This is a genomic window from Actinomadura verrucosospora, from assembly GCF_039540335.1.
Lineage (GTDB): Bacteria > Actinomycetota > Actinomycetes > Streptosporangiales > Streptosporangiaceae > Spirillospora > Spirillospora verrucosospora.
The window spans coordinates 1-26363 of record NZ_BAABEV010000066.1 but is presented as its reverse complement, the minus strand read 5'-3'; the positions used below and the strand labels follow the sequence as shown (position 1 = coordinate 26363).

Below are 26363 nucleotides of genomic sequence, written 5' to 3'. Positions count from 1 at the left end.
GCGACATCGGCGATCTCGGGTGCCCTATGTGTTCGAATCGGCACTCTCCGGGACCGCGTTCCGTCACCATGGTGCCTGGGGACACCACGGGTGGAAGGAAGAGACCGTTGTCGCACAACCATCACTACGACGCCGTGGTGCTGGGCGGGGGGACCGCGGGAGAGCTGGTCGCGACCGGCCTCGCCCGCGCGGGAAGGGACGTCGCGCTCGTCGAGAACCGCCTCGTCGGCGGGGAGTCGCCGTACTTCGCCTGCGTCCCGTCCAAGTCGCTGCTGCTGTCGGCCCGCCGCGGCGAGACCTGGGAGATGGCCCTCGCCCGCCGGGACGCCCTGGCCGGGAACCGGGGCGACGACCCCGCCGTCGCCCGGATGGCCGAGGACGGCGTGACCGTCCTGCGCGGCCGGGGGCAGGTCCTCGACCACGGCCGGATCGAGGTGGACGGCGCCGTCCACGGCTTCGGCGACCTCGTCGTCTGCACCGGCAGCGAGCCGGTCATCCCGCCCGTCGAGGGGCTCGCCGACGTGCCGCTGTGGACGAGCGCCGAGGCCCTGTCGGTCCCCGACCTGCCGCGCCGGCTGGTGATCCTCGGCGGCGGCCCGGTCGGCTGCGAGCTGGCGCAGGTGTACGCGGCGTTCGGCTCCCAGGTCGCGGTCGTCGAGGCGTCCGGGCGGCTGCTGACCGCGGAGGCGCCGTTCGCCGGCGAGGTGCTCGCGGACGCCCTGCGCCGGATGGGCGTCGACCTGCGGCTCGGCACCGCCGTCGCCGACGCCGAGCGCAAGGACGTGGGGCTGCGGCTGTGGCTGACCGACGGCGGCACCCTCGACGCCGACCGCGTCCTCGCCGCCGCCGGGCGCCGCCCCCGCGTGGAGGGCCTCGGGCTGGAGAACCTCGGCATCGACGTCACCCCCGGCCAGGGGATCCCCGTGGACGAGACGTGCCGGGTGCCGTGCGAAGCGGGCGGCGTGTGGGCGGCGGGCGACGTCACCGGCGTCGCCCGCACCGCGCACGCCGCCCGCTACCAGGCGCAGGTCGCGCTGTCGAACCTGCTCGGCCACCGGCGCGAGGCCGACTACCGCGCCATCCCCCGCGTCGTCTACACGACGCCCACCGTCTACTCCGTGGGGATCTCCCCGACGCAGGCGGAGGAACTCGGCATAGACATCCTCACCGCCGGGTACGACCTCGCCGCGACGGCGCGGGCGGCGGTCGAGGCCGACGAGCGCGGACGGGTGGAGCTGTACGCCGACCCGGCCCGCGGGCTGCTGGTCGGCGCCGCCGCCGCCGGACTCCACGCCGAGGAGTGGATGAGCGAGATCGCCCTGGCCATCCGCGCGGAGACGCCGCTGAGCCTGCTCGCCGACGTCGTCCACGCGTTCCCGACCCACGGCGAGTCCGTCGAGGCGCCGCTGCGGGAGCTGGCCGGGATGCTGTGACCCGAGACGGCCGTGGACCCTGAGGCGGCCGTGAACCTGGAGGAGGACCCCTGATGAGCGAGACCGACGACCTGGAGCAGCCCGCCCCCGACGACGCCAACGAGGCCGACGCGGCCGAGCAGCGCGCCGCCCTCGACGACGAGGAGCGCGTCGAGGGCGGCCCCATCCCGGACGACGCGAACGAGGCCGACGCGGCCGAGCAGCGGCGGGAGGTCCGGCTGGACGAGGACGACTACCGCTGATCCGCGTTGGCCGCCGGCACAGGAAGGAGGGTTCACAGAAAGATCGTGGCGGCCCGCTTCCGGTTCCGGCGGGAATACACTGACCTGCGCGAAGGAACGACGGCGGGCGCCGCCCGTGACCAACGGAGTTACTCGCGCGTAGGATAATGAGATTGTTTCCCGGTGACGGACACCCCCCATCCGTCCCCCGATTCGGTGATCGGAGAGTGTGGTGACCGCGACCCCGGACGCCCGCCCCCGTGGCACGAGACTGCCGCGACTGGCGCGCCGCAAGCAGTTGCTCGGCGCGGCCCAGGAGGTGTTCGTCGCCCAGGGGTACCACGCCGCGGCGATGGACGAGATCGCCGAGCGCGCGGGCGTCAGCAAGCCCGTGCTCTACCAGCACTTCCCGGGCAAGCTGGAGCTGTACCTGGCGCTGCTGGACGAGCACGCCGAGGCCCTGGTGAAAATTGTTCGCGAGGCGCTGGAGTCCACCACGGACAACAAGCTTCGCGTGCAGGCGAGCATGCAGGCCTTCTACGACTTCGTGGCGGGCGACGGCGAGGCCTACCGGCTGGTCTTCGAGTCCGACCTGCGCAACGTCGCGCCCGTGCGCGCCCGCGTCGACCGCGCGAACCAGCAGTGCGCCGAGATGATCGCGCAGGTCATCGCCGAGGACACCAACGCCCCCGCCGAGGAGGCGCACCTGCTCGGCATGGGCCTGGTCGGCATGGCCGAGGTCAGCGCCCGCTTCTGGCTCTCCCAGCACCGGGCGATCCCCAAGGACACCGCGGAGAAGATCATCGCCCGGCTGGCCTGGCGCGGCATCTCCGGTTTCCCGCGCACCAACGACCAGAGCTGACGCCGGCTCCGGCCCTGCCCGCGCCGGAGGGCGTTCACCCTCGGCACAACCGGGCGCGCCGCGCTCCGGCGATCTCCGTGCGACCATCGGATGCGGGTCCGCCGGCGGTCGGCGGGACGCGCCCGACGACGGGAGGCATCGCGTGCAGGTTCGCATCGGGGTTCAGAACGTGGCCAAGGAACTGGTGGTCGACACCGACCAGACGGCCGACGAGGTGCAGGACGCGCTCGGCGCGGCGCTCGCCGACCCGCACGGCGTGCTGGTGCTGAAGGACCGCCGCGCCGGCCGCGTCGTCATCCCCGGGGCCCGCGTCGGCTACCTGGAGATCGCCGAGGACGAGCAGCGCAGCGTGGGCTTCGGCACGCAGTACACCTGAGCCGCGCACCTGAGCCGTCCACCCCGGGCGGCACCGGCGCGGCGAGCCGTGCGCACGAGCGGCGCGACACCTCACCAGCCTGATGACCTGCGACTTTACCGTTCCCATACGCGCCTTGACCAGATTTTTGTTTCAACCTGGCAGGCGGGGCATACCGATCACCGACCTCGGGCGACCGGCCCAGGGAAAGGAACGGTTGATCGAAATGCTCACCACGATCCTTTGGTTCATCGTCGTCGGTGCCGTGATCGGTGCACTCGCGCGGCTGGTCGTGCCGGGCCGCAATCCGATCGGCATCCTGCTCACGGTCCTCGTCGGCATCGCCGGCGCGATCCTCGGCGGCGTCGTCGCGGACGCGCTGGGGGCGGGCATGCTCGTCGCCTTCGTCTTCGCGGTGGTGATCGCCGCGCTGGGCGTGGCGGCGCTCACCACGATGCACACGCGCGGCCGCGGGCGCGGCCACGGATGGCGGACCCGCCGCCGGAGCTACTGACCCCCGGCACCACCCCCGACGCGGGCCCCCGTCTCCCCGGGCGGGGGCCCGCGTCGTCGCGATGTGTCCGGATGTGGCCGTCCTCGTCCCGCCTTGGACCGGTCCGCAGGCCCCGCCTCGCCGAGTGCGTAAGGCCTGGCGGGCTGGGGACGGAATAGATGAAACCATGGAAACGTTGGGTCGAGTGACCGGCTATTGGTGTAGGCAATCAACGGTCGGTACACTGCGTTGCGGAGTGTGACCGCACGCAGCCACAGTGAGTGACTGCTTTCAACCCCTGACTGCGGTCGCCGGAAGATTTGAGCAACGGCTGGTCCCTCCCGCGCGAGCGCGTGGCCACAGGAACGGCGGACACGCCGGTTCGGCGGCGTCACGCCACCAGGCCGCGCCGCACCCGGGAGCGGAGACCCCGCATATTGGAGGCTGAAAGCCCTGACTACCTTTCGTGAACTCGGGGTCGTCCCCGAGATAGCAGACGCCCTCGAAGCCGAAGGCATCGTGGAGGCGTTCCCCATCCAGGAGCTCGCCCTGCCGATCGCGCTCGGCGGGCACGACATCATCGGCCAGGCCCGCACGGGCACCGGCAAGACCCTCGCCTTCGGCGCCGCGCTGCTCCAGCGCATCGAGCACGGCGGCCGCGAGCCGCGCGCGCTCGTCGTCGCGCCGACCCGCGAGCTGGCCCTCCAGGTCACCGACGACCTGCTCGTCGCCGGCGGCAAGCTCGGCAGCCGGGTGCTGTCGGTGTACGGCGGCCGCGCCTACGAGCCGCAGATCGAGGCGCTGCGCGAGGGCGTCGACGTCGTCGTCGGCACCCCGGGGCGGCTCCTCGACCTCGTCAAGCAGAAGTACCTCGACCTGTCCAAGGTCGGCGTGCTGGTGCTGGACGAGGCGGACCGGATGCTCGACCTCGGCTTCCTGCCGGACATCGAGCGGATCATCGACCGGATCCCGGCGCAGCGCCAGACCATGCTGTTCTCGGCGACGATGCCGGGCGAGATCGCCGCGCTGTCGCGCCGGTACCTGACCCGCCCGACCAACGTCCGGGCCGAGTCGCACACCGAGTCGGACGCGACGCCGCAGGTCGTCCAGCACGTCTTCCAGGCCCACCAGATGGACAAGCCGGAGATGCTCGCCCGCCTGCTCCAGGCGGAGGGCCGTGGTCTGACCATGGTCTTCTGCCAGACGAAGCGTGCGTGCGACCGGGTGGCCGCCGACCTCGCGCAGCGGGGCTTCGACGCGGCCGCCGTGCACGGCGACCTCGGGCAGAGCCAGCGCGAGCGGGCCCTGCGCGCGTTCCGCAACGGCAAGATCGGCGTGCTGGTGGCCACCGACGTGGCGGCCCGCGGGCTCGACGTCGACGACGTCACCCACGTCGTGAACTACGAGTGCCCCGACAGCGCCGACACCTACGTGCACCGCATCGGCCGGACCGGCCGCGCGGGCAAGGAGGGCGTCGCCGTCACGCTCGTCGACTGGTCCGACCTCACCCGGTGGAAGCTGATCAACGGCACGCTCGACCTGCCGTTCGCCTCCCCGGAGGAGACCTACTCGACGTCCCCGCACTTCTTCGAGACGCTCGGCATCCCCGCCGGCACGAAGGGGACGCTGCCCGCCGACAAGCGGAACGGCCGCGCCGGGCTCGACGCCGAGAAGCTGGAGGACATCGGCGAGACGGGCAAGGTCCGCAGCCACGACCGCGGCCGCGGCCATGACCGAGAGCGGGAGCAGGAGCGTCCGCGGCCGCGCCGCCGCAAGCGCGACCGCACCCGCACGCGGGCGGGCCGGCCGGTCGAGGGCGCCGCGGCGGACGCGGCGGTCGAGACCGCCGCGGACGACAACGTCGTCGACGCGGTCGCCACGGAGCGCAAGCGCAGCCGGCCCCGCCGCCGCACCCGCGCCGGCAAGCCGGCCGCCACCTCGGGCGGTACCGCCGAGGCGTCGCAGACCGCCTGACCGGGCGGCGGAGCGGCCGACCGCGAGACGTCTCAGTCCCGCGGTCGCGTTCCGTCCGGGCCTCTTCCCTCGCGCAGTCGGAGGGCGAGGCCCGGGTGGTCGGTGACGAGGACGGCGACGCGCGGGTCGCGCAGGAAGCGGTGCATCACGGGCTCGGCGTTGACCGTCCAGATCATGGCCGGTATCCCGGCGCGCCCGCACTGGCGCAGCACGCCGACGCGGGCGAGCCGGTGGTTGAGGGCGACCATGTCGGCGCCCGCCCGCCGGATCAGCCGCAGCGGCGCGAAGTCGTGCGCGGCGCCCCGCTCCCACAGGTTGCGGCCGACCGACAGGGCCGTCCGCACCCCGGGGAAGCTCTTCTTGATCTCCACGAGGGACGTGATCTCGCGCGTGGTCACCACGAAGTTCCCGGTGCCGAACGCCTCCACCGCCAGCGCGACACTCTCGTGCTCGCAGCCGCGCTCCTTGAGGTCCAGATGTCCCTGCGCCCGGCCCGCGATGACCTTCATCGCGTCGCCGGCCAGCGGCACCGGCCGCACCGCGAGCTCCTGGATCCGCTCGTAGGGGAGCCGGTTCAGCCGGAGCCCCGCGATCTCGGGATCGTGGTGGACGACGAGCCGCCCGTCCCCCGTCCGCCTGATGTCGATCTCCACGTACTCGGCGCCCGACGCGACCGCGTCGCCGAGGCCCGTGAGGCCCGCCTCGTCGCGGCGGTGGGCGGAGATGGCAGGCATGGCGACCACGCTGGCGACGCTACCACCGAAGATTTCTTACCGATGCCCGCAGGCCCCCATTGACTAAGGTTTCCACCGTGAGTACGCCCCGGTTCGTGAGTCTGCCCCCCGGTGTTCGCCGGACGACCGTCGAGACCTCCCGCGGCCCGTTCGCCGCGCTGGAGGCCCTTCCGGGATCGGGCGTGCCCGACCGCTGCCCCGCCCTCCTCGTCCCCGGCCTCACCGGCAGCAAGGAGGACTTCCTCGCCGTCCTGGAGACCCTGGCCGCGTCGGGCCGCCGCGTCGTCGCGATCGACATGCGCGGCCAGTACGAGACCCTCGGACCGGACGACGAGAGCGCCTACACCCGCGCGGCCCTCGGCGCCGACATCGCGGCCCTCCTGTCGGCGCTGGGCCCCGGCCCCGTCCACCTGGTCGGGCACTCGTTCGGCGGCCTGGTGTGCCGCGAGGCCGTCCTCGCCGGGGCCCGCCCCGCGTCCTTCACGGTGATGAGCTCGGGGCCGGGCGCCGTCGGCGGCACGGCCGCCGCCAGGGCCCGCGCCCTGCGCGACGCCATCCCCGAACTCGGCATGGCGCAGATCTGGGAGCTCGGCCTCGAACCCGACTACCTGGGGCGGGGCGTCCAGCGCGAGATCGTCGCCTTCCTCAAGGCCCGCACGCTCGGCAACTCCGAGAAGGGGCTCGCGCGCATGGCGGACGAGATCCTCACCGCCCCCGACCGCGTCGACGAACTGGCCAAGCACTGCGCCGACACGGGCCTGCGCGTCCTCGTCATCTACGGCGAGGACGACGACGCCTGGGACCCGCGCGCCCAGGCCGCCATGGCCGAACGCCTCAACGCGCCCAAGGTCGTCATCCCGGGCGCCGCCCACTCCCCCGCGTGGGACGCCCCCGAGACCACGGCCGCCGCCCTCCTCGCCCTCTGGTCCGACAGCGAACGCACCCTCAAGTAGGTACCGGTCGCACGACCGGTTCACGCCCTCTCCGGGTGCCCGCCGGTCCCGGAGACCGACGGTGGGTCACCGCAGCGTCCTCAGCCCGCCTCGGCGCCCGGCGGGCCGTGTCCGCCGTTCACGGAGCCTGGAAGTAGTGCCCCTTCTCCAGGTCCTCGACAAGGTTCGGGCCGGTCGGGCGCCATCCCAGCAGCTCGCGGGTCAGCGCGCTCGACGCCGGCGCGTCCAGGCCCACGACTCCGGCGAGCCAGCCGAAGTGGCCGGCCGCGTCCCCGGGAGCGATGGACGCCACCGGCAGGTCGAGCCGGCGTCCGATCGCCTCGGCGATGGCCCGGAACGGCACGCCCTCATCGGCGTTCGCGTGCAGCGCCGACCCCGCCGGGGCCTTCTCCAGCGCCAGCCGGAACAGCCGCGCGGCATCCGACACGTGGCCCGCGGGCCAGCGGTTGGCCCCGTCACCGATGTATCCGGCGACGCCCTTGTCACGCGCGATGCCGACCAGGCCGGCCACGAAGCCCTTGTCGCCTTCGCCGTGCACGGTCGGCGGGAGCCGGACGACCGACGAGCGGACACCACGGGACGCGAAGGAGAGCGCGAGCTGTGCGGTGGCCTGCCGAGCCTGCACTTCCTCCCCTTCGGCAGGCTCGCGCCCGTCCCGCTCGGTCGCCACCCGCCCCGGCGCGAGGCCGAGCAGGCCGGACGCGAGCACGAAGGGCCGGTCGGAGCCCGCGAGCGCGTCGCCGAACGCCTCGACGGCGCGCCGGTCCGCGTCGGTGGCGTCCTGGAACCCGCCCGAGAACGCGATGTCGTGCTTGAACGCCAGATGGACGACGCCGTCGGAGGCCGCCGCGGCGCCGGCGAGGACGTCGAGGTCGTCCAGGGTGCCGCGGCGCACCCCGGCGCCGGCCGCGGTGAGGGCGGCGGCCGAGGCGTCGGAGCGGGCGAGCCCGGTGACGCGGTGCCCCGCCGCGAGGAGTTCGGGAACGAGCGCCGAGCCGATCCAGCCGGACGCCCCGGTGACGAAGACGTGCATGGAGACCTCCCGATGAGCCGCCGGGCACGGTCGCGCCCGGCTGATGTCAGTCACTGTCGTCAGCATACCCCCCACGATGTCAGTGACTGTCATCGACTAGGATTCCGGCCATGGGGCGATGGGAGCCGAACGCGCGCGGCCGGTTCGAACAGGCGGCACTGGACCTCTACGGCGAGCACGGCTTCGACCGGACCACCGTCGCGGAGATCGCCCGCCGGGCCGGCCTCACCGAGCGCACGTTCTTCCGCCACTTCGCCGACAAGCGCGAGGTCCTGTTCGCGGGCTCGGCACTGCTCGAGGACATGCTGGCGAGCGCCGTCGCCGAGGCGCCCGCGGAGGCGGCGCCGCTCGCCGCGACGGCCGAGGCGCTGGAGGCCGTCGCCGCCGTCTTCGAGGGGCGCCACGACCACGCCCGCCGCCGCCAGGCCGTCATCGACGCGAACGCCGAACTGCGCGAACGCGAGCTGATCAAGCTCGCCGCCCTGGCGGGCGCGCTCGCCGGGTCCCTGCGCCGCCGCGGCGTCCCGGACCCGGCCGCGGCCCTCTCCGCCGAGGCCGGCATCGCCGTCTTCAAGGTGGCCTTCGAACGCTGGCTCGCCGACGACCGCCACGACCTCCCCCACCACATCCACGAGTCCCTGAACGCGCTGAAGTCCGTGGCCGCCGGCAGGTGACCGGCGCCGCGGGACGCCGGGCCACGCGGACGCGCCAGGAGGGCACCCGCTGCTTAGTCGAGCTGCGCCGGGACGATCCCGAGTCCCGCTTTCCCGGCCTGCTGGACGCCGTCCGCCCCGACGGCGTCGGCGCGCATGCCGGCGAACAGCGGCGCGGCCCCGCCCGATCTCTCAGTCGAGGCAGAACTCGTTGCCTTCGGGGTCGGCCATCACGATGTGGCCCGCGTCGAGCGGGGGCTTCGGGTCATGGCGCTGGAGGCGGGCGGCGCCGTGGGCGATGAGGCGGTCGGCCTCGGCCTCCAGGGCCGCCATCCGCTCGTCGCCGTCGAGGCCCGGCGCGGCCCGCACGTCGAGGTGCACCCGGTTCTTGACCTGCTTGCCCTCCGGGACGCGCTGGAAGAACACCCGGGGTCCGGAGCCACCGGGGTCGACCACCGCCGATGCGTCGTTGCGGTTCTCCGGCGGGACCCCCATCGCCTCCAGGGCCTCGTCCCACGACGCGAAGCCGCCGGGCGGGGCCTGGAGCCGGTAGCCGAGGGCCTCGGCCCAGAAGGCCGCCATCGCGGCGGGGTCGGCGCAGTCGAAGGTGATCTGGACGTCGCGGGCCATGTCAGCTCGCCTCCCGGTGAGTGTGCGTGTAGAGGTCGCGGAGCAGGCACACCTCGGACAGGTGGTGGACCAGCTCCCGGTTGATGTGCAGGACCAACGCTGCCAGAGGGCGCTCGGCGTACGGCCCCTCGGCCTCCCCGCACGGGCGGGTGAGGCCCGTCTCGCCGAGCGATCCGACCCCGGCCAGCCACGTCGCGTACTCCGCGTCGAGCTGGGCCAGCGCCTCGTCCGCCGTCGCGGCGTACCCGAACGCCTGGTAGTCGGTGGGCGGGCGCCCGAAGTGCGCGGCGCTCCGCACCGCCAGGACGCCGACGATCACGTGCGCGAGCCGCCAGGCGATCGTCGTGAACGGGGCGGGGTCGGGCGGAGGCATCGCGAAGTCGATGGTCATCGCAGAGCCGCCCTGCCCTGGCGGGGCGTCGGCAGCGCGCGGTCGCACGCTCCAGCAGCCGGGCGCCGGCTCCCAGAAGTACTCGTCGTCCGTGAGCCCGCTGATGCGAGGCCGCAGCTGGTTGTCCCAGTGCCAGGCGATCTGGTCCCGGAGCAGCGGGTTCCAGGTTTCGGTCATGGGGCCACTGTCGCCGAGATAGCGGACAGGTTCGTTCCGCGTTCCGTGCGACGATGGGCACATGAGCGTCGAGGCGACGACCGAGCGGGTACTGCGGCTGCTGGGACTGCTGCAGCGGCGGCCGTCCTGGACCGCCGCCGCCCTCGCCGCCGAACTCGGCGTCACCGACCGCTCGGTGCGGCGCGACGTGGAGCGGCTGCGAGCGCTCGGCTACCCGGTGCACGCGACGGCGGGCGTGGGCGGCGGCTACCGGCTGGGCGCGGGCACCCGCCTGCCACCGCTGCTCCTCGACGACGAGGAGGCGATCGCGACGGCGGTGTCCCTGCGGATGGCGTCCGGCGGCACGGTCGCCGGTGCGGGCGAGGCGGCGCTGCGGGCGCTGGCGAAGCTCGACCAGGTGATGCCGCCCCGCCTGCGCGCCGAGGTGCGGGCGGTGCACGGCGCCACCGAGACCCTCGTCGGCCCCGGCGTCCAGATCGACGCGGAGCTGCTGGTGACGCTCGCACGGGCCTGCCGCGACGCGATCCGGGTGCGATTCCGCTACCCCGGGCAGGACGGCGAGCGCGAGCGCACGGTCGAGCCGGTGCGGATGGTCGCCACCGGCCGCCGCTGGTACCTCATGGCGTGGGACACCGACCGCGACGCCTGGCGCACGTTCCGGCTGGACCGGATGCGCGAGGCGGCGGCGACGACCTGGCGGTTCCGGCCGAGGGAGCATCCGGACCCGGTCGCCTACGTGCAGCGGGCCGTGACCGAGGCGCCGTACCGGCACCGCGCGCGGATCCGCGTCCACGCCACGGCCGACGAGGTGCGGCAACTGGTCCCGCCCCAGGTGGGCCGCGTCGAGGACGACCGCGACGGCTGGTGCGTGCTCGTCGTCGGCGCAGCGGACCTCGACGCGGTCGCCGTGCACGTGGCCCGGCTGGACTTCGAGACGGAGGTCCTGGAGCCTCCGGAGCTGCGAAAGGCCGCCGCCCGCCTCGCCCACCGCCTAGCGGCACTGGCCGGCTAGGCCACAGGGCGGAGCTGCACGAGGATCATCCAGTTGCGGTCGTCCCGGATGGGGGCGGCGCGCACGCGGTAGCGGCCCGGGGCCAGGTCGATGCCCAGGTGGTTGCCGGGTTCGGGGGTCGCGCCGGGCCAGGCGGAGTCGAAGAGGACGACGGCGCCGTCCACGTCCCAGTCGAGCTCCTCCTGCCACTCGACGCCGTGGACGGCCTGCCTGGCCGCGTCGACGAGCTCGGACTCGGAGTCGGCCGCCGCCCACCGCACGAAGAGGCGCTCGTCCGGCAGGTAGGTGGTGGTGGCGGGTTCGTCGCCGAGGACGAGGCCGTGCCCTTCCCCGATGCCGAGCAGCCCGATGTAGCCGCCGACCGCGCAGGCGCGCCCGTAGTCGCCCCAGTTCTCCTCGGGCCCCTCGTCGTCGGTCGCGCCCTCCCAGCGGGCCAGCTGCGACGCGGGCGCGGCCAGCAGCGGCCCCCCGCCGGACTCGACCCACTCCATGGGCACACCCTCTCCTCGGTGAGGCGACACCGTACAACGCGCCTCGGACACCTTCCCCCTGACATGGGGATATGCGACGATTGAAGTGCATTGTGACGGTGTGGCGGGATGAACGGCCGGACGGGGCGCCGCCGCCGAGCACGACCTCACCTCGCGCGCGGGCGCCGGGCCGGCGAGGGGGAGACATGCGCAAGGTGGCCGACTGCAGGGACATGCCGAGCGAGATGAACTGCACGCTCGCCATCAGCGGCGAGGAGGACGAGGTCGTCCGCGCCGCCGCCGAGCACGCCGCATCGGTGCACGGGCACGAGGACACCCCGGAGCTCCGCGATGAGATCCGCACTCACCTCAAGGACGAGCGCGCGACCGTCGGGAGCTGAGCCGGATGGGCTTCGTACAGATCATCGACTACCGCACCGACCGCCAGGACGAACTGGAAGGCCTGTTCGACGAGTGGGCGCAGGCCAGCCAGGGCAAGCGGACGGCGACCCACGAGCTGCACACCAAGGACCGCCAGGACTCGTCCCACTACGTCGACATCGTCGAGTTCCCGTCCTACGAGGAGGCCATGCGCAACAGCGACCTGCCCGAGACCCGGCGCATCGCCGGGCAGATGGAGGCCCTGTGCACCGACGGCCCCCGCTTCCTGAACCTGGAGGTCATGCGAGACGAGCCCCTCTAACCAACCAGACCACCGGAGCCGGGCGAGTCACGGGGCGAGGGCGACCTGACCACGCGCCGCCCTCGCCCCGAATATAGGAGCCTCAACCGCGAGGTCACGGGCGGCCGGTGGTCACAGTTGCAACGTCGGGTTCGGGTTCGGCGTGCTCCGGATGGACGGGTCAGTGGCGATCTCGAAGGACGGCCGAGACTCCACTCGACCGTCCTCCTTGAAGACGATCGTCACCCCGCCCGCCGTCGCGAACGAGATATCACCGTCGACGATGTATTCGCGGGCGTCCATGTTGAACACATAGAACTCGTCGTTCTCGACGATCAACCGATCGTCGAGACAAAAACTGCCATGAACCCATCCAGGCTCGAAACGCTCCCGGACGATCTCACGAGCCTGCTCGTAGGTCACTGCCATAGCGTTCCTCCGCAGAAGAGCCCGCGCCATCAGGGCTCCAAGAACCGTTTCAACGCAGCGTCACTCGGCTGCGGCCTGTTGTCGACCCGAAGATAGTGCGTGTTTCGTCCCACAGCAAAATAGTGGGAGGCGTCGGGCACCGAAGGTGTCGGCTGGCCGTCGACAAAACGAACTTTTCCGCCGACGTTCTCCACACTGAAAACATGCCCCCCGCCCCGGTTCCACTGGATGTAGACGATGCCCCGCGAGCCCGGATCTTTGAACGCGTCCTCGATCTCCGCCTTCGTGCCGGGAGCGAACTTGCCGCCCCACGTCTGCTCGATAACCCCCACAGGACGACCACCGGGCCCGTTCTCGTCCTTTCGCAAGTGCTTCTCCAGCGGCCCGGCTTCCACCTCGGATCCACGTCGCCGCAACTCGTTCGCCTGCACAACGCTGGTGCAGTTCTCCGAATAAGCAGACTTTGCCCGATCGAATTTCGGATTGACCTTGTCCAGGGCCTCGTTGATTGCTGCGTCGACCTTTTTGTCGGCCTCTTCCGCCAGCCGCTCCCCCAGAGCGACCTGCCGGTCAGCCCCGTTGGCAGTATCGTTCCCTGAGGCTGGACCCAGTCGACCTATGGGTTTGTCCTCCCCTGTGGCCACCGACCCCTGCCGCTCACCATCACCAGTCTCCCCCGCCCCGAAGGTCCTGTCGGCGAGTCTTTCCATTCCGACCGGGTCGGCTTCGCGGTTCATCTGCACGTCCTCACGGGACGCTCGGCGGGCAGCGAACTCTTCACCCCAAGTTCGGTATCCGAACTTGATGCCGTCTACTTCATACGTCGCCGCTTTACTTGCGAACTCGTCCCACAGGTCGCTCTCTGCAGGGTCCTTCGACTCGCCTTCGGATTCGGGCTTGGAGTCGGATTCCGGTTCAGGGTCGGACTCGGGTTCGAGATCGGACTCGGCGCCAATGGCGAGGCCATCGCCGTCTTCCTCGGCATCCTGCTCCGCGGGGCGGTCCGAACCGGGGCGCTCCTCCTTCGCGAGCGCCTCCGCTACGGCTTCATCGCCCTCGTCCGAATCCTTGCCTACCGCCGCATCTCGCCGAACTTGCTCGGGCTCTCGTCCTACGCCGCCTGCCTCCGCTTCGACGGAGGACTGTTCCTCGCCGTCCTGGTCGTCCGCCGCGGCTTCCGTCCCACGCGCGTCACGGTCTCCGGCTTCCCCCTCCGACCCGGGACCGAATTTCTCCCGAGCCTCGGCCCCGGGTTTCTCATCGTCAGCCGGGACTCGCTCGCCGTCGCGCTCCTCGACCGGACGCTCAGCGCTCGTCGCGGCGGCCCGGCTTTCGATGCGGGACTTTTGGCCCGGCGAACCCGGCCGATCGGGCGGAGGTCGCCATGCCCCGTCCTTCGTCGACGGCTTCTCGACGTCCCCTGTTCTGCCGTCGTTGCCATCACCGGTGTGGTCGAGACCCACGCGTGGCCAGTCCCTTCGGCTGCCGGACAGAAGCAGCGCCTGTGCTGGGGGCGCTGTTCAGCCACCCACAGGGTTTGGCGCGGACTTGTTTGGAAAGATTGGAGCATCCGACATAGCCCGTCAAGCTCTCGATCTCGGTCTGTCGACATCGTCGCTTTCGAAGGGTGGAGACGGACGGTTCCCGGCCAGCGTCGCCGGAACGAGCCCTCGGCCGGAGCGTGCGTGGCCGGTCTCTCTTACGGCCAGGTCGGCGCGCCAGACGCCTCCCGCGGATCGCGTCCTGCTGCGCGCCGCCTGACGGCGGACCCACCCGCGTCCGCATCCACCAAGCGGAGACCCCCGCCTTTCGGAGACACGTTCGGGGAGCCCCATCGTCGGCCAGGGAGGGGCGGTGTCGCGGGCGGGGCGGGGTAATGACACACTTACTTCAGTTTGTCTCATGGAGGTGTACATGTCGGCGACCGTCCAGGCTCCCGAGAGCGTCACGTGGCGCGTCCACATCGATCGGTCCATGTGGATCGGCGGGGTGCGCAGCCTCATGCTCCAGGCGCTGCACCCCATGGCGATGTGGGGCGTCTGGCAGAACTCCAACTTCCAGGAGGACCCGTTCGGGCGGCTCCAGCGCACCGCCGACTTCGTCGGGGTGGCCACGTACGGGTCGCACGAGGAGATCGACGCGTTGGCGTACCGCGTCCGGGAGATCCACCGGAGCCTGCGCATCCTCAACCACGACACCGGGAAGCGGGAGCGGCTCGACCAGCCCGAACTGCTGCGGTGGGTGCACTGCGCCGAGGTGTACTCCTACCTGGAGGTCGCGCGGAGGGCCGGGCTGCCGCTGACCGGCGCCATGGCGGACAAGTACCTCGACGAGCAGCGGCACACCGCGACGTACGTCGGGCTGCACGCCGACGACGTCCCCGGCAGCGTCGCCGAGATGGAGGCCTACCTCGCCGAGATGCGGCCCCAGCTGCGCGTCACCGAGGAGGCCGCCGCGACGGTGCGGTTCCTCATGTGGCCGACGATGCCGGAGAACCTCAGGTTCCTCGCGCCCGGGAAGCCCGGCTACTTCCCGTTCGGGGCGCTCTGCTACTACTCGCTGCCGGACTGGGCCCGCCAGATGTACGGGGCGCTGCCCGAGGTGCCGCAGCCCGCGGTGACGGCGGCGCTCCGCTCGTTCCGCCTCGCGATGAACGCGGTCCCCGAGCGGCTGCACGACTACGCGTTCGCCAAGAACACCCGCGACATGCTGGAACGTGCCCGGCAGCGGCTCGCCGCCGACGGCTACGACCTGAGCAAGGGCCTCTACGGTCTCCGCGACCCGCGCCGCTGGCCCGGGCAGCGGGCCCTGGCCACCGCCTAGACGGCGTCGACGGGAAGCGCCGCCCAGGGCTCCTTGCGCGGCGCGGCCTCCCTGCCCTCCGGGCAGTGGCGGGCGAAGTCGCACCACGAGCACAGGTTCCCCGGACGCGGGGGGAACAGCTCGTCGTGCGGGGCGTGGTCGACCTCCCCCTCGCGGGGCCTCGGCACGCCCGCGCGCTTCCCGGCGCCGGCGCGGTAGGCGTCGTCGGCGGCCGCGGCCTCGGCGGCGATCTGCTCCGCGCGCCGGATGTGCCGGGCCAGCGACTCGTCGGTGTGCTCCCACACCGCGACCTCGCCGGACGGCAGATGGTGCAGCTCGACCCGGCGGCACGGGCGGCGCAGGACGCGCGACGCCGCCACCGCGTAGATCGCCAGCGCCAGCGAGCCGCGGGCGTCGTCGGCGGTCAGGACGTGCCGCCCGGTCTTGTAGTCCACGACGACCAGCTCGGAGCCGCGCGCGTCCAGCCGGTCGATGCGCCCGGACACCGCGATGCGGTCGGTGCGGGTCGCCACGGTGCGCTCGACGCCGAGCGGCTCGTCGGACGGGTCCAGCCCGGCGACGTACCGCTCCATCATCTCCCGGGCCCGCTCGCGCCACTGCGCGGACTGCGCCTCGTCGCGGAACCCGTCGGTCAGCCAGCCGCGGAGCAGCAGCCTCCCCGCCGCCTCGGGGCTGCGCTCGTGGACGGGCAGCCGCCACCAGCCGGCCAGCGCGTTGTGCACGCTCGCACCGACGCTGTTGTGCGCCCACGGCGGCCCCTTGGGCGGCATCGGACGATCGAGATACGTCATCCGGTACCGGCGCGGGCAGTCCAGCCACGTGTTCAACCGCGAAGGCGTGCACGTGTAAAGCCGCTGAGGCATCCCCTCAAAGCCCAGCTGCTCGGCCACCGTTAGTCGTCAGACTCCCGGGCCATGGAGCCCCAGCTCTCCCAGCGGGCGTCCTCTTCGCCGACCGTGGTCTCCTCGCCCTGCGCGGGCAGGACGCGCAGGTCCTTCGGGAGCGGGGTGAGCAGCGCGCCGATCGAGTTGAGCTGCTTGCGCAGGTCCTCGTAGACGCCGCCGACCGAGCCCGGACGGCCGCGGTGCAGGGTGTCGCCGGAGAACAGCAGGCCGAGCTGCTCGCTGATCACGCAGACGCTGCCGGGCGTGTGGCCCGGGGTGTGCACGATCTCCAGCTGCGCCTCGCCGATCTCGAAGACGCCGCCGTCCTCCAGCCAGATGTCGGGTTCGAGGGAGCGCAGCGCCTTGGCGTCGTCCTCGTCGTCCTCCTCCTTGGCGAGGCGGCCGAAGTAGTCGCGCCACAGCAGCCGGTCGGCGCGGTGCAGGGCGATCGGGGCCCAGTTGTCCTCGTCCTCCTCGCCGGCCGCGGCGACTTCGAGGACCACGCTGAGGCGGTGCTCGTTGCCGTCGGTCAGCAGGACGGCCATGACCTCGCGGTCACCGACCTCCTTGAGGATGGCCTCGGCGTCGTTGGCCGGGTCGATCACGATGACCTCGTCGTCGTCGCCGACGATGTAGGTGTTGTTCTCGACGTCGTACTCGGTGTCGTCCAGGGTGAGCTTCCCCGACGTCACCACCTGTTCGATGCGCGCGTCCACGCTTCGCACCCTACCGCGATTCGCCGCCCCGGTCGGGCAGACGGAGATCGCCGCCGGTGGCGGCCGCGCGGAGCGTGTCGAAGGCGTCCGCCGCGGTGGTCTCGACGCCGATCCGGTCGCCGGTGAACGCGCCGTGGTCGTCGCTGGAGCCGGTCACGGCGAGGCCGAGCGCGGCGGCCAGGTCGCGCAGGCGGGCGCGGTCCTCGGGGGTGTGGTCGGGGTGGTCGGTCTCGACCCCGGCGAGCCCGGCGGCGGCGAGCCGCTCGATCACCTCGTCGCCGAACACGTAGCCGCGGCGGCGCGCCCGGGGATGGGCCAGGACGCACACTCCCCCGGCCGCGCGGACGAGCTCGATCGCCCGCTCCGCGTCGAGCGCGTACCGCTCGACGTAGGCGCGGCCGCCCTGCGCGATCCACTGGGGCGTGAACGCCTCGTCCGCGGTCTCGATCACGCCGGCCTCCACCATGGCGCGCGCGATGTGCGGGCGGCCGACCGCCTCGCCCGTGGCCAGCGCGCGGACCGTGTCCCAGCCGACCTCGGCGCCGAGCTCGTTCAGCCGCTCCACCATGCCGCGCGCCCTGACCACCCGGTCGTCGCGGATCCGGGCCAGCTCGGCGGCCAGCACCGGCTCGGCCGGGTCGAACAGGTAGCCGAGCAGGTGCAGGCTCCGGTCGTCCTCCTTGCACGACAGCTCGATGCCGGGGACCAGCGCCAGGCCGTCCGGGAGGGACGCGGCGGCCTCGTCCCAGCCGGCGACGGTGTCGTGGTCGGTGAGCGCGACGACGTCGACGCCGTTCTCGCGCGCCCGCCGGACGACCTCCGCCGGGGGGCGGGTCCCGTCGGACGCGTCGCTGTGGCAGTGCAGATCGATCCGCATAGGCCCTTCATACCAGCCGCTCAGCCGTCGAGGCGGGGGCTGTACGCGCCGTAGGGGAGGTCGAGTTCCATTCCCGGCTCGCGGAGGTCGAGCAGGGTGAGGCGCTCCACCATGAGCACCCCGGCGTCGGCGGGCCACAGCACCGCCCACAGCCAGTTCCCCATCGCCTCGCCGACGTAGGCGGCGCGGTCGGGGCGGTCGCCGACCGCCCACAGCGGCACCGTCTGCCCAGTGGTCGCGGCGGGGCCGCCGATGTCCAGCTTCACGTGGGGCGGGCCGCCGTTGAAGGCGGTGCCGGGATCGGGGCCCGCGAGCCCCGCGAAGTGGGCGCCGAGGCCGATGCCCGGTTCCTCGGCGATCAGGACCATGTCGGCGGGGCCGTGCAGCAGCCCCGGACCGGACACCGCGACGGCGGTCGCGCGGGCGCCCGAGCGCTCGTCCCCGACGGAGGCGAAGCCCGTGACGAGCCACGCCGCCGGAAGCGGCCACGGCGTCCAGACCGGGACCCTCGCGTCCTGCAGGACGACGGCCAGTCCCTCGGCGCCGGGGCGATGGGACGGCTGCCTCGGCAGTACGGCGCCGTGCACGCCGCAGCTCCAGTCGCTGGACCAGAGGCCCGGCGCGGTCAGCGGGCCCGCGCAGCGCGGGCAGGTGGGCTCCGCCCTCATGAGTAACCACCCTGCGCGGCCACGTCCCGCCTCGTCAAGGGGCTGCCGGGTCGCCGCCCTGGAAAGTGGCGACAAAATGGGGTCATGCGAGTGCGCTGCGTGGGCGGGGTCGTCCGGGACGGCGAGGGGCGGTTCCTGCTGGTCAGGCGCGGCCACCCGCCGGGAGAGGGCCTGTGGTCGATCCCGGGCGGGCGGGTCGAGCCCGGCGAGGACGACGCGGCGGCGGTCGCCCGCGAGCTGAGGGAGGAGACCGGTCTGGACGTCCTCGTCGGCGCCCTGGCCGGGACGGTGGAGCGCCCCGGCCCCGGCGGCGTCGTCTACGAGATCCACGACTACACGGCCACCGTGGCCGGCGGGACGCTCCGCGCGGGCGACGACGCGTCCGACGTCCGCTGGGTGCCCCGGGGCGAGCTGGGCGCCCTTCCGATGACGCCCGGCCTGCTCGACGCCCTCGCCGAGTGGGGCGTCCTATGAGGCGTGCGCGGGCGCCGTGGCCGCGGTCAACGGGGCCTCGCCGTCCCCGGGGCCGGCCGTGACCCGCTGGACCCGCATCCGCCGCGCCACCCACGTGACGGCGGCCGCGTAGAGCAGCATCGGGACGATGTCCGCCACCACGAGCTGCCAGGGGACGGAGCCCTGCTCGATGTCGAGCTGACCGATCGCCGCGGGGCCGAGGAACGCCATCAGGTTGTTGAGCACGTGCAGGGCGATACCGGCCTCCAGCCCGCCCGTCCGCACCGTGAGCCACGCCGCGACCGCGCCGAACGCGAAGATGTCGAGGATTCCCCAGCCCGTGTAGCCGTGTCCGGCCGTGAACAGGGCCGAGCCCACGACGATCCCCGGCCACGGCGTGCGGAACACCACGCTGAAGGCACGGCCGACGCGGCTTCTGGCGTTCTCCAGGGTGCACGCGCCCACGGCCTGGAGCATCCAGCCGCGGAAGGCGTACTCCTCCGCCGCCGACTGGAACGGCACCAGCAGGATGATGACGATGGCGGGGGCGATGAACCGCCCCCATCCGACCCAGTGCTCGTCGCCGCCCGACTGGTCGTCGATCGCGGCGGAGGCGACGATGGACGTCCCGTAGGACACGGCGCAGAACAGGATCGCCAGGCCCGAGCAGGCGAGGAGCCAGCGGCGGCGCAGCCGCCCCGCGACCGAGGAGAGCGTGCCCGGGCGCCGCCGCTGGACGAGCCATGCCGCGCCCAGCGTGACCGGTAGGAACAGCGCCAGCGACCCGAGGTTGTACGCCAGGTCGGCCGTCTGGTCGCCGAAGATCGCGTCGGTGTCCGTCCCCGAGGTGTCGGGGGTCTCGCCCGTGACCACCACCTGGACGATGACGCCCACGATCAGCAGTCCGATGGCCAGGGCCATCCCGAGGGCCGCGATCCCGAAGGTCCCCGCGAGCGGGCGCCACCACCGGTGCGCCTCGTTGCGCGCCAGCCGGTGGAACGGGGCAGCCTTGGGCGTCTCCACCGTCCACGGCCGCTTCGCCGCGTGGATCCCGTATCCGGGAGCGTAGGGGCCGAGGTGGTCCGCGCCCGGCGGCTGCGCCGGCGGCCCGCCCCAGTACGGCGTTCCGGGCGCGTACCCCTGAACCTGCGGCCGGCCGGGGCCGTAGGGCTGCCCTGCGGCAGGGGGCTGTGCCGGGTTCGGCGGCCAGGCGGCGGGCGGCGGCCGCACGCCCTCCGGCACCGGCTCGGGACCGGACGGCTGCGGGTTCCGCCGGGGCTCGCGTCCCAGATCGGGGTCGAGGGGCGCCCAGCCGTCGCCGTCCCCTGGTCCTGCCACGTGTGACGCCTCTCGGTAGATCTCGTGTACGTGGGACGAATCGTACGGGCCCCTCAGTTCCCGGACGGATCGAAGCGCTTCGTCCGGACCATCCCCGCGGCGCGGCCCTTGGCGGCGACGACGAGCGCCATCTTGCGGGACGCCTCGTCGATCATCTCGTCACCGAGGCGGGCGGCGCCGCGGCCCTCGCAGAGCGAGTGCTCGTAGGCGTCGAGGATCAGCTCGGCGTGGTCGTAGTCGTCCTGCGACGGGGAGAACACGGCGTTGCCCGCCTCGATCTGGGACGGGTGCAGCACCCACTTGCCGTCGAAGCCGAGGGCGGCGGAGCGCTCGGCGACGCGGGTGAAGGCCTCCACGTCGCGGACGTTGAAGTAGGGGCCGTCGATCGCCTGGAGGTCGTGGGCGCGGGCGGCCATCAGGATCCGCATGAGGATGTAGTGGTAGGCGTCGCCCTCGGTGTAGCCGGGCGGCTGCTCGCCGACGACGAGCGTCTTCATGTTGATCGACGCCATGAGGTCGCCGGGGCCGAGGACGAGGGCCTCCAGCCGGGGCGAGGACGCGGCGATCGCGTCGACGTTGACCATGCCGCGGGCGTCCTCGATCTGCGCCTCGATGCCGATCCGGCCGGCGGGCAGGCCCGTCGCCCGCTCGATCTGGGTGAGCAGCCGGTCGAGCCACTGGACGTGGGAGGCGTCCGACACCTTCGGCAGCATGACCGCGTCGAGGTTGGCCCCGGCGCCCTCGACGACCTCGATCACGTCCCGGTAGGCCCAGTGGGTGTCGAGGTCGTTGACGCGCACCACCCGCGTCCGGCCCGTCCAGTCGCCGTCGTTGAGCGCGGCGACCACGGTCGCGCGGGCGCCCTCCTTGGCCGACGGCGCGACGGCGTCCTCCAGGTCGAGGAAGATCTCGTCGGCGGGCAGCCCCTGCGCCTTCTCGATGAAGCGGGGATTGCTGCCCGGGACCGCGAGGGTGGTACGTCGTGAGCGCATGGCCCCGGATGCTATCCAGGGGTGTGAGACCCTCGGGGCATGGGTCTGAACAGGGCACTGCTGGAGGAGGCGGCCAAGAAGTCGGGGCTGCTGTGGCTGGACCTGCCCGGCCTGCCCCAGCCGCGCGCCGCCTGGCACGTGTGGCACGACGGGTCGGCGTACGTGCTGACCGGTGGGGAGGGCGAGCAGCCGCTGCCGGGCCTGCCGGAGGCCGCGCAGGTGACGGTGATCCTGCGCAGCAAGGACAAGGGCGGGCGGCTCCTGACGTTCGTCGCCGACGCCGAGCAGGTCGAGCCCGGTTCACCGCTGTGGGACGAGGTCGCGCCCGTCCTCGCCAAGGAGCGCCTGAACGCCCTGACCCACGAGGGCCAGGTGGAGGCGTGGGCCGAGGAGTCGTGGATCGTCCGGCTCACCCCGGCCGAGGAGGTCGTCGAGGCGGGCGGGGAGTACGCGACCGTCCGGCCGGTGCCGACGCCCGCGACGACCGCCGGAACGCCGCCGCGCCTATACGGCCGCAAACGCCGGCGCGCCGACCGGTAGCCGCCGCGCGGGCCCCACGGCGGGCCCTCACATCGGCAGGCGGCGCCCTTCCGCGAGGGCGCGCAGCTTGTCGGGGTTGGCCACCAGGTGGATGGCCTTGACCCGGCCGTCCGCGCCGACGTCGGCGGTGACGGCGCTGATCGGCCCGTCCGGGCCGTCCACGATGACCGCCGGGCCGCCGTTGAGCTCCACGGGCCGGATGCGCATGTCCGCCGGGTCGACGCCCTGGTAGGGCTGCCCGCCGATGGCGACGAAGAAGCGGGCCACCTTCTCCGCGCCGATGATCGCCCGGAGGGGCGCCCGGACCTTGCCGCCGCCGTCGGACCACAGCGCGACGTCGGGCGCGAGGACCTCCATGAGCCGGTTGACGTCGCCGCCGAGCACCGCCTCGAAGAACCGCTCGGTGGCGGCGCGCCGCTCGGCGCCGCGGGCCTCGAAGCGGGGGCGCCGCGCCTCCACGTGCTTGCGGGCGCGGGTGCCGAGCTGGCGGACCGACGCCTCGGACCGGTCCAGCGCCTTGGCGATCTCGGCGAACGGGTAGCCGAAGACCTCCTTCAGCACGAACACGGCGCGTTCGAGGGGGCTCAGCGTCTCCAGGACGACGAGCATGGCCATCGACACCGACTCCGACATCTCGGCGTCCTCGGCGACGTCCGGGGTGGTCAGCATCGGCTCGGGCAGCCACGGCCCGACGTAGGTCTCGCGCCGGGCCCGCGCGGAGCGCAGCCGGTCCAGCGCGACGTTGGTGGTGATCCGCACGAGGTAGGCCTTGGGGTCGGCCACGCCGGAGCGGTCGCCCGCCGACCAGCGCAGCCAGGCGTCCTGGACGGCGTCCTCGGCGTCGGCCGCCGTGCCGAGCATCCGGTAGGCCACCGCGAACAGCAGGTTGCGGTACTGCTCGAACGGCTCTGCGAAGGCGTCGCTCACGGTCCCCCACCCTTTCACGTCCCTTTCGCCCCCCAGACGGGGGGTGACGGCCGGATGTGACATACCCGTCCGGATCAGTCGGGAGATCACGGGTAGTGTCCAGGCCATGAGCGGACCTCCGTCGCGGGTGTTCATCGCCCGCCTCGCGGGCGTCGCGGTGTTCGACCCGGCCGGGGACCAGGTCGGCCGGGTCCGCGACGTCGTGGTCGCGCTGCGCCTCGCGCCGCGTCCGCCGCGGGCGCTCGGGCTGGTGGTGGAGGTCGCCTCGCGCCGCGCGGTGTTCCTGCCGATCACGCGGGTCACCGTGATCGAGGCGGACGCCGTCGTCTTCGACGGGCGGCTGAACATGCGCCGCTTCCAGAAGCGCGAGTCGGAGACGCTGGTGATCGCCGAGATGCTGGACCGGACCGTCCGGTTCCGCGACTCCGGCGAGGCCGCCTTCGTCGTGGACGTGGCGATGGAGCCGACCCGCACCCGCGACTGGCTCGTCACCAAGGTCGCCGTCCGCCGCCGGACGGGCCGGGGCCTGCGCAAGCGGGGCGAGAGCATGGTCGTGAGCTGGGACGCCGTGGAGGGGTTCTCCGCCGTCGAGCACGGGCAGGGCGCCGCCGGGCTGATCGCCGCGTTCGAGCGGATGAAGCCCGCCGACCTCGCCACGATCGTGCACGAGCTGCCGGAGAAGCGGCGCACCGAGGTCGCCGTCGCGCTGGACGACGAGCGGCTCGCCGACGTCCTGGAGGAGCTGCCCGAGGACGACCAGATCGAGATCCTCGGCAAGCTCGGCGTGGACCGCGCCGCCGACGTCCTGGAGGCGATGGGCCCCGACGACGCCGCCGACCTGCTCGGCGACCTGCCGACCGAGCAGCGCGAGCAGCTCCTGACGCTGATGGAGCCGCGCGACGCGGCCCCCGTCCGGCGGCTGCTCACCTACCCCGACCAGTCCGCGGGCGGCCTGATGACGACCGATCCGGTCATCGTCCCGCCGGACGCCACGGTCGCCGAGGCGCTCGCGCTGATCCGCCGTCCCGACCTGAACCCGGCCCTCGCCGCCCAGGTGTACGTGTGCCGGGCCCCGACCGCGACGCCGACCGGCCGCTACCTCGGCACGGTGCACTTCCAGAAGCTGCTGCGCGAGCCGCCGCCGACGCTGGTCAGCGGGATCGTCGACACCGAGCTCGACCCGCTGCGCCCCACCATGTCGCTGGAGGCCGTCGCGATGTTCCTGGCCACCTACAACCTGGTCGCGGGCGCGGTCGTGGACGAGAACGGGCACCTGCTGGGCTCGGTGACGATCGACGACGTCCTCGACCATCTGCTGCCCGAGGACTGGCGGGAGGCCGCGATGGAGGCGACCGCCGAGGAGACCGCCGATCCCGAGGAAGAGGCTCTCCGGGGGACGACATGACGACGACACGCCAGATGGCCTCGCGCCTGGACCAGCCGAGGGAGCTCCGCCGGACGCTGCTGCCGCGCCCCTCCTACGATCCCGAGTCGTTCGGGCGGCTGTCGGAGCGGATCGCGCGGTTCCTGGGGACGGCCCGGTTCCTCGTGTACATGACGGTGTTCGTCACCGTGTGGATCGGGTGGAACCTCCTCGTGCCGTCGTGGTTGAGGTGGGACCCGTACCCCTTCATCTTCCTGACGCTGATCCTGTCACTGCAGGCCTCCTACGCGGCGCCGCTGATCCTGCTCGCCCAGAACAGGCAGGACGACCGGGACCGGGTCCAGTACGAGCAGGACCGGTCGCGCAACGAGCGCAGCATTGCCGACACCGAGTACCTCACGCGCGAGATCGCGGGGCTGCGGGTCGCGATGAGCGAGGTCGCCACCCGCGACTTCCTGCGCTCGGAGCTCCAGCAGATGCTCAGGGAGATGGACGCCAAGAAGGCCGTCCCCTAGGCCCCCTCGTCGGCGAGCCTGTCGAGGATGTGGCCGAGGGCGCGCAGGTCGGGCTCGTCCAGCCGGCTCAGGATGTGGTCGCGGACGCCCTGCCGGTAGGTGGGCGCGGCCTCGGCGAGCCGGGCCCGGCCCTCGGCGGTCAGGACGGCGAACAGGCCGCGCGCGTCGCTCGGGCAGGACTGCCTGGCCACCAGCCCGTCCCGCTGGAGCCGGTCGACCAGCCGCGTCAGGCCGCTGCGCGACAGCAGCACGCGGTCGGCGAGGTCGTTCATCCGCAGCCGCCCGTCCGGCGCCTCGCCGAGGTGCACGAGGACCTCGTAGGCCCCGAGCGCGAGGTCGTGGCGGGCCGTCAGGTCGGCCTGCAGCCGGCGGGAGATCTGCGCCTGGGCGCGCAGCATGGTCCGCCACACGATCAGCTCGGCGGCGGCCGAGGCGAGGTCGGTGGTCACGGACCGATGGTAGGACGGGCGTGCCTTCCGCGCGACGGACGCGCAGGCCGGGTGCACGCCGCGTGTGAGGACCGACACCCTGATTAGCAGGTTGGCGCGTCGGGTTCATACCATGGACGCATGGCCTCCCTTCTGACGAACGAGCGGGTGAACGCGGCTCTCGCCACGGTGCTCGATCCCGAGATCCGCAAGCCCATCACCGAGCTCGACATGGTCAAGAGCATCGACATCGACGCGGACGGCGCCGTCCGCGTCGGCGTCTACCTGACCGTGGCCGGGTGTCCGATGAAGGACACCATCACCAGGAACGTCACGGAGGCCGTGTCCAAGCTCGACGGCGTGTCCTCGGTGGTCGTCGACCTCGACGTGATGAGCGAGGAGCAGCGCAAGGACCTGCAGACCAAGCTGCGCGGCGGGCAGCCCGCCAAGGAGATCCCGTTCGCCCGGCCGAACTCGCTGACCAAGGTGTACGCGGTGGCGAGCGGCAAGGGCGGCGTCGGCAAGTCGTCGGTGACGGTGAACCTCGCCGCCGCGCTGGCCGCGCAGGGCCGCAAGGTCGGCGTCGTGGACGCCGACATCTACGGCCACTCGGTGCCGCGGATGCTGGGCGTGGACGCCCCGCCCACCAAGGTCGAAGACATGATCATGCCGCCGACCGCGCACGACGTGAAGGTGATCTCCGTCGGCATGTTCACCGCCGGGAACCAGCCGGTCGTGTGGCGGGGGCCGATGCTCCACCGCGCGCTCCAGCAGTTCCTCGCGGACGTGTACTGGGGCGACCTCGACATCCTGCTGATGGACCTGCCGCCCGGCACCGGCGACATCGCGATCTCCGTCGCGCAGCTGCTGCCGTCCGCGGAGATCCTCGTCGTCACCACCCCGCAGCAGGCCGCCGCCGAGGTGGCCGAGCGGGCGGGCGCGATCGCCGCGCAGACCCACCAGCAGGTCGTCGGTGTGATCGAGAACATGTCCTACCTGTCGTGCCCGCACTGCGGTGAGCAGCAGCACATCTTCGGCGAGGGCGGCGGCCAGACGGTCGCGGACGCGCTGACGAAGACGCTCGGGACCCGCGTCCCCATGCTCGGCCAGGTGCAGATCGACCCGCGCCTGCGCGAGGGCGGCGACAACGGCGTCCCGCTGGTGCTCTCCGACCCCGACGCCGGGGCGGCCAAGGAGCTGCGCACGATCGCCGACAAGCTCGCCGGCCGCAGCCGCGGCCTCGCCGGCATGGCCCTCGGCATCAGCCCCAAGGGCCGCTGACCGCCGCCCGCCCGGGGCCTCCCCGGGCGGGCGCC

At 73.0% G+C, this 26363-nt stretch carries 32 protein-coding genes; 17 read left to right on the top strand and 15 right to left on the bottom strand.

Annotated elements, in window-relative coordinates:
- Positions 1-107 precede the first annotated feature (107 nt).
- From ABD944_RS39620 to ABD944_RS39595, 6 genes are all read left to right on the top strand, one after another.
- Entirely contained in the window at positions 108-1433 is a 1326-nt protein-coding gene (locus ABD944_RS39620; RefSeq protein WP_345186678.1) for a dihydrolipoyl dehydrogenase family protein, read from the top strand.
- A gap of 53 nt (positions 1434-1486) precedes the next feature.
- Positions 1487-1675, top strand: a complete 189-nt coding sequence (locus ABD944_RS39615; protein WP_345186676.1) for a hypothetical protein — start codon at positions 1487-1489, stop codon at positions 1673-1675.
- 211 nt (positions 1676-1886) lie between these two features.
- Complete coding sequence (locus ABD944_RS39610; protein WP_345186673.1) at positions 1887-2516, top strand: TetR/AcrR family transcriptional regulator; 630 nt, start codon at positions 1887-1889, stop codon at positions 2514-2516.
- A 142-nt stretch (positions 2517-2658) separates the two neighbouring features.
- Positions 2659-2892 carry a DUF3107 domain-containing protein gene (locus ABD944_RS39605; protein ID WP_345186671.1) on the top strand — a complete coding sequence of 78 codons (234 nt, stop codon included), beginning with the start codon at positions 2659-2661 and terminating at the stop codon, positions 2890-2892.
- A gap of 205 nt (positions 2893-3097) precedes the next feature.
- On the top strand, positions 3098-3385 hold the full coding sequence (locus ABD944_RS39600; RefSeq protein ID WP_185035303.1) for a GlsB/YeaQ/YmgE family stress response membrane protein: 288 nt from the start codon (positions 3098-3100) through the stop codon (positions 3383-3385).
- 498 nt (positions 3386-3883) lie between these two features.
- Positions 3884-5338 (top strand): DEAD/DEAH box helicase, encoded by a 1455-nt coding sequence (locus tag ABD944_RS39595; RefSeq protein WP_345186669.1) that lies wholly within the window; start codon positions 3884-3886, stop codon positions 5336-5338.
- 32 nt (positions 5339-5370) lie between these two features.
- Here the strand turns inward: ABD944_RS39595 and ABD944_RS39590 are convergent, their stop codons facing one another.
- On the bottom strand, positions 5371-6072 hold the full coding sequence (locus ABD944_RS39590) for a glycerophosphodiester phosphodiesterase (protein WP_345186703.1): 702 nt from the start codon (positions 6070-6072) through the stop codon (positions 5371-5373).
- Positions 6073-6149: 77 nt separating this feature from the next.
- Here ABD944_RS39590 and ABD944_RS39585 point away from each other — a divergent pair, with 77 nt between their 5' ends.
- Positions 6150-7025, top strand: a complete 876-nt coding sequence (locus tag ABD944_RS39585) for an alpha/beta fold hydrolase (protein ID WP_345186666.1) — start codon at positions 6150-6152, stop codon at positions 7023-7025.
- 118 nt (positions 7026-7143) lie between these two features.
- Here ABD944_RS39585 and ABD944_RS39580 read toward each other — a convergent pair whose 3' ends face one another.
- Entirely contained in the window at positions 7144-8112 is a 969-nt protein-coding gene (locus tag ABD944_RS39580; RefSeq protein WP_345186664.1) for an SDR family oxidoreductase, read from the bottom strand.
- A 56-nt stretch (positions 8113-8168) separates the two neighbouring features.
- Between ABD944_RS39580 and ABD944_RS39575 the strand changes: the two genes are divergently transcribed.
- Positions 8169-8732 (top strand): TetR/AcrR family transcriptional regulator, encoded by a 564-nt coding sequence (locus ABD944_RS39575; RefSeq protein WP_345186663.1) that lies wholly within the window; start codon positions 8169-8171, stop codon positions 8730-8732.
- Between the two features lie 171 nt (positions 8733-8903).
- Here the strand turns inward: ABD944_RS39575 and ABD944_RS39570 are convergent, their stop codons facing one another.
- Both ABD944_RS39570 and ABD944_RS39565 read right to left on the bottom strand, forming a co-directional pair.
- Complete coding sequence (locus ABD944_RS39570; RefSeq protein ID WP_345186662.1) at positions 8904-9341, bottom strand: VOC family protein; 438 nt, start codon at positions 9339-9341, stop codon at positions 8904-8906.
- A 1-nt stretch (position 9342) separates the two neighbouring features.
- Positions 9343-9909 (bottom strand): DinB family protein, encoded by a 567-nt coding sequence (locus tag ABD944_RS39565; protein WP_345186660.1) that lies wholly within the window; start codon positions 9907-9909, stop codon positions 9343-9345.
- 61 nt (positions 9910-9970) lie between these two features.
- Here ABD944_RS39565 and ABD944_RS39560 point away from each other — a divergent pair, with 61 nt between their 5' ends.
- The gene (locus ABD944_RS39560) at positions 9971-10921 is read left to right on the top strand and encodes a helix-turn-helix transcriptional regulator (RefSeq protein WP_345186658.1); all 951 of its coding nucleotides are present in this window, start codon (positions 9971-9973) and stop codon (positions 10919-10921) included.
- Here the strand turns inward: ABD944_RS39560 and ABD944_RS39555 are convergent.
- Positions 10918-11412: an Imm21 family immunity protein gene (locus ABD944_RS39555; RefSeq protein WP_345186656.1), complete on the bottom strand. Its 495-nt coding sequence runs from the start codon at positions 11410-11412 to the stop codon at positions 10918-10920. The genes ABD944_RS39560 and ABD944_RS39555 overlap by 4 nt on opposite strands.
- A gap of 185 nt (positions 11413-11597) precedes the next feature.
- On the opposite strand from ABD944_RS39555, the gene ABD944_RS39550 reads away from it, so the two are divergent.
- Positions 11598-11792 carry a DUF1059 domain-containing protein gene (locus ABD944_RS39550; RefSeq protein WP_345186653.1) on the top strand — a complete coding sequence of 65 codons (195 nt, stop codon included), beginning with the start codon at positions 11598-11600 and terminating at the stop codon, positions 11790-11792.
- A 5-nt stretch (positions 11793-11797) separates the two neighbouring features.
- Entirely contained in the window at positions 11798-12094 is a 297-nt protein-coding gene (locus ABD944_RS39545) for a hypothetical protein (RefSeq protein WP_345186651.1), read from the top strand.
- A 111-nt stretch (positions 12095-12205) separates the two neighbouring features.
- Here ABD944_RS39545 and ABD944_RS39540 read toward each other — a convergent pair whose 3' ends face one another.
- Positions 12206-12502, bottom strand: coding sequence for a hypothetical protein (locus ABD944_RS39540; protein WP_345186650.1), 297 nt, complete (start codon positions 12500-12502; stop codon positions 12206-12208).
- Positions 12503-12531: 29 nt separating this feature from the next.
- Entirely contained in the window at positions 12532-13965 is a 1434-nt protein-coding gene (locus ABD944_RS39535) for a toxin glutamine deamidase domain-containing protein (RefSeq protein WP_345186649.1), read from the bottom strand.
- A gap of 439 nt (positions 13966-14404) precedes the next feature.
- On the opposite strand from ABD944_RS39535, the gene ABD944_RS39530 reads away from it, so the two are divergent.
- Positions 14405-15325: an oxygenase MpaB family protein gene (locus ABD944_RS39530; RefSeq protein WP_378188508.1), complete on the top strand. Its 921-nt coding sequence runs from the start codon at positions 14405-14407 to the stop codon at positions 15323-15325.
- Here ABD944_RS39530 and ABD944_RS39525 read toward each other — a convergent pair.
- The 4 genes from ABD944_RS39525 to ABD944_RS39510 all read right to left on the bottom strand — a co-directional run bounded on the left by ABD944_RS39525 (position 15322) and on the right by ABD944_RS39510 (position 18470).
- Positions 15322-16152, bottom strand: a complete 831-nt coding sequence (locus tag ABD944_RS39525; protein ID WP_345186647.1) for a RecB family exonuclease — start codon at positions 16150-16152, stop codon at positions 15322-15324. The genes ABD944_RS39530 and ABD944_RS39525 overlap by 4 nt on opposite strands.
- A 65-nt stretch (positions 16153-16217) precedes the next feature.
- Positions 16218-16925 (bottom strand): MBL fold metallo-hydrolase, encoded by a 708-nt coding sequence (locus ABD944_RS39520; protein WP_345186645.1) that lies wholly within the window; start codon positions 16923-16925, stop codon positions 16218-16220.
- A 10-nt stretch (positions 16926-16935) separates the two neighbouring features.
- Complete coding sequence (locus ABD944_RS39515) at positions 16936-17802, bottom strand: PHP domain-containing protein (RefSeq protein WP_345186644.1); 867 nt, start codon at positions 17800-17802, stop codon at positions 16936-16938.
- Between the two features lie 20 nt (positions 17803-17822).
- Complete coding sequence (locus ABD944_RS39510; protein ID WP_345186641.1) at positions 17823-18470, bottom strand: DUF6758 family protein; 648 nt, start codon at positions 18468-18470, stop codon at positions 17823-17825.
- An 84-nt stretch (positions 18471-18554) separates the two neighbouring features.
- Between ABD944_RS39510 and ABD944_RS39505 the strand changes: the two genes are divergently transcribed.
- Positions 18555-18944, top strand: a complete 390-nt coding sequence (locus ABD944_RS39505; RefSeq protein WP_345186639.1) for an NUDIX hydrolase — start codon at positions 18555-18557, stop codon at positions 18942-18944.
- Here ABD944_RS39505 and ABD944_RS39500 read toward each other — a convergent pair.
- A complete protein-coding gene (locus ABD944_RS39500) occupies positions 18939-20261 on the bottom strand; it encodes a CPBP family intramembrane glutamic endopeptidase (protein WP_345186636.1) in 1323 nt (440 codons plus the stop codon). The two genes, ABD944_RS39505 and ABD944_RS39500, sit on opposite strands and share 6 nt — an antisense overlap.
- Positions 20262-20314: 53 nt before the next feature.
- Positions 20315-21253: an HpcH/HpaI aldolase/citrate lyase family protein gene (locus ABD944_RS39495; protein WP_345186634.1), complete on the bottom strand. Its 939-nt coding sequence runs from the start codon at positions 21251-21253 to the stop codon at positions 20315-20317.
- A 39-nt stretch (positions 21254-21292) separates the two neighbouring features.
- On the opposite strand from ABD944_RS39495, the gene ABD944_RS39490 reads away from it, so the two are divergent.
- A complete protein-coding gene (locus ABD944_RS39490; protein ID WP_345186633.1) occupies positions 21293-21793 on the top strand; it encodes a hypothetical protein in 501 nt (166 codons plus the stop codon).
- Between the two features lie 27 nt (positions 21794-21820).
- Here ABD944_RS39490 and ABD944_RS39485 read toward each other — a convergent pair whose 3' ends face one another.
- Complete coding sequence (locus ABD944_RS39485) at positions 21821-22720, bottom strand: RNA polymerase sigma-70 factor (protein WP_345186631.1); 900 nt, start codon at positions 22718-22720, stop codon at positions 21821-21823.
- 106 nt (positions 22721-22826) lie between these two features.
- Between ABD944_RS39485 and ABD944_RS39480 the strand changes: the two genes are divergently transcribed.
- Both ABD944_RS39480 and ABD944_RS39475 read left to right on the top strand, forming a co-directional pair.
- The gene (locus tag ABD944_RS39480) at positions 22827-24125 is read left to right on the top strand and encodes a magnesium transporter MgtE N-terminal domain-containing protein (protein ID WP_345186629.1); all 1299 of its coding nucleotides are present in this window, start codon (positions 22827-22829) and stop codon (positions 24123-24125) included.
- Entirely contained in the window at positions 24122-24619 is a 498-nt protein-coding gene (locus tag ABD944_RS39475; RefSeq protein ID WP_345186627.1) for a DUF1003 domain-containing protein, read from the top strand. Before ABD944_RS39480 ends, ABD944_RS39475 begins: the two co-directional genes overlap by 4 nt.
- Here the strand turns inward: ABD944_RS39475 and ABD944_RS39470 are convergent.
- The gene (locus tag ABD944_RS39470; protein ID WP_345186625.1) at positions 24616-25068 is read right to left on the bottom strand and encodes a MarR family winged helix-turn-helix transcriptional regulator; all 453 of its coding nucleotides are present in this window, start codon (positions 25066-25068) and stop codon (positions 24616-24618) included. The two genes, ABD944_RS39475 and ABD944_RS39470, sit on opposite strands and share 4 nt — an antisense overlap.
- Before the next feature lie 120 nt (positions 25069-25188).
- On the opposite strand from ABD944_RS39470, the gene ABD944_RS39465 reads away from it, so the two are divergent.
- Positions 25189-26328, top strand: coding sequence for an Mrp/NBP35 family ATP-binding protein (locus ABD944_RS39465; protein WP_345186622.1), 1140 nt, complete (start codon positions 25189-25191; stop codon positions 26326-26328).
- Positions 26329-26363 lie beyond the last annotated feature (35 nt).

Coding starts and splice junctions, on each gene's coding strand:
- ABD944_RS39495 (WP_345186634.1), bottom strand. CDS start 21,253: ATGCGCTCACGACGTACCACCCTCGCGGTCCCGGGCAGCAATCCCCGC.
- ABD944_RS39480 (WP_345186629.1), top strand. CDS start 22,827: ATGAGCGGACCTCCGTCGCGGGTGTTCATCGCCCGCCTCGCGGGCGTC.
- ABD944_RS39555 (WP_345186656.1), bottom strand. CDS start 11,412: ATGGAGTGGGTCGAGTCCGGCGGGGGGCCGCTGCTGGCCGCGCCCGCG.
- ABD944_RS39465 (WP_345186622.1), top strand. CDS start 25,189: ATGGCCTCCCTTCTGACGAACGAGCGGGTGAACGCGGCTCTCGCCACG.
- ABD944_RS39560 (WP_345186658.1), top strand. CDS start 9,971: ATGAGCGTCGAGGCGACGACCGAGCGGGTACTGCGGCTGCTGGGACTG.
- ABD944_RS39600 (WP_185035303.1), top strand. CDS start 3,098: ATGCTCACCACGATCCTTTGGTTCATCGTCGTCGGTGCCGTGATCGGT.
- ABD944_RS39565 (WP_345186660.1), bottom strand. CDS start 9,909: ATGACCGAAACCTGGAACCCGCTGCTCCGGGACCAGATCGCCTGGCAC.
- ABD944_RS39540 (WP_345186650.1), bottom strand. CDS start 12,502: ATGGCAGTGACCTACGAGCAGGCTCGTGAGATCGTCCGGGAGCGTTTC.
- ABD944_RS39510 (WP_345186641.1), bottom strand. CDS start 18,470: ATGAGGGCGGAGCCCACCTGCCCGCGCTGCGCGGGCCCGCTGACCGCG.
- ABD944_RS39590 (WP_345186703.1), bottom strand. CDS start 6,072: ATGCCTGCCATCTCCGCCCACCGCCGCGACGAGGCGGGCCTCACGGGC.
- ABD944_RS39545 (WP_345186651.1), top strand. CDS start 11,798: ATGGGCTTCGTACAGATCATCGACTACCGCACCGACCGCCAGGACGAA.
- ABD944_RS39575 (WP_345186663.1), top strand. CDS start 8,169: ATGGGGCGATGGGAGCCGAACGCGCGCGGCCGGTTCGAACAGGCGGCA.
- ABD944_RS39475 (WP_345186627.1), top strand. CDS start 24,122: ATGACGACGACACGCCAGATGGCCTCGCGCCTGGACCAGCCGAGGGAG.
- ABD944_RS39490 (WP_345186633.1), top strand. CDS start 21,293: ATGGGTCTGAACAGGGCACTGCTGGAGGAGGCGGCCAAGAAGTCGGGG.
- ABD944_RS39570 (WP_345186662.1), bottom strand. CDS start 9,341: ATGGCCCGCGACGTCCAGATCACCTTCGACTGCGCCGACCCCGCCGCG.
- ABD944_RS39615 (WP_345186676.1), top strand. CDS start 1,487: ATGAGCGAGACCGACGACCTGGAGCAGCCCGCCCCCGACGACGCCAAC.
- ABD944_RS39550 (WP_345186653.1), top strand. CDS start 11,598: ATGCGCAAGGTGGCCGACTGCAGGGACATGCCGAGCGAGATGAACTGC.
- ABD944_RS39515 (WP_345186644.1), bottom strand. CDS start 17,802: ATGCGGATCGATCTGCACTGCCACAGCGACGCGTCCGACGGGACCCGC.
- ABD944_RS39505 (WP_345186639.1), top strand. CDS start 18,555: ATGCGAGTGCGCTGCGTGGGCGGGGTCGTCCGGGACGGCGAGGGGCGG.
- ABD944_RS39530 (WP_378188508.1), top strand. CDS start 14,405: ATGGAGGTGTACATGTCGGCGACCGTCCAGGCTCCCGAGAGCGTCACG.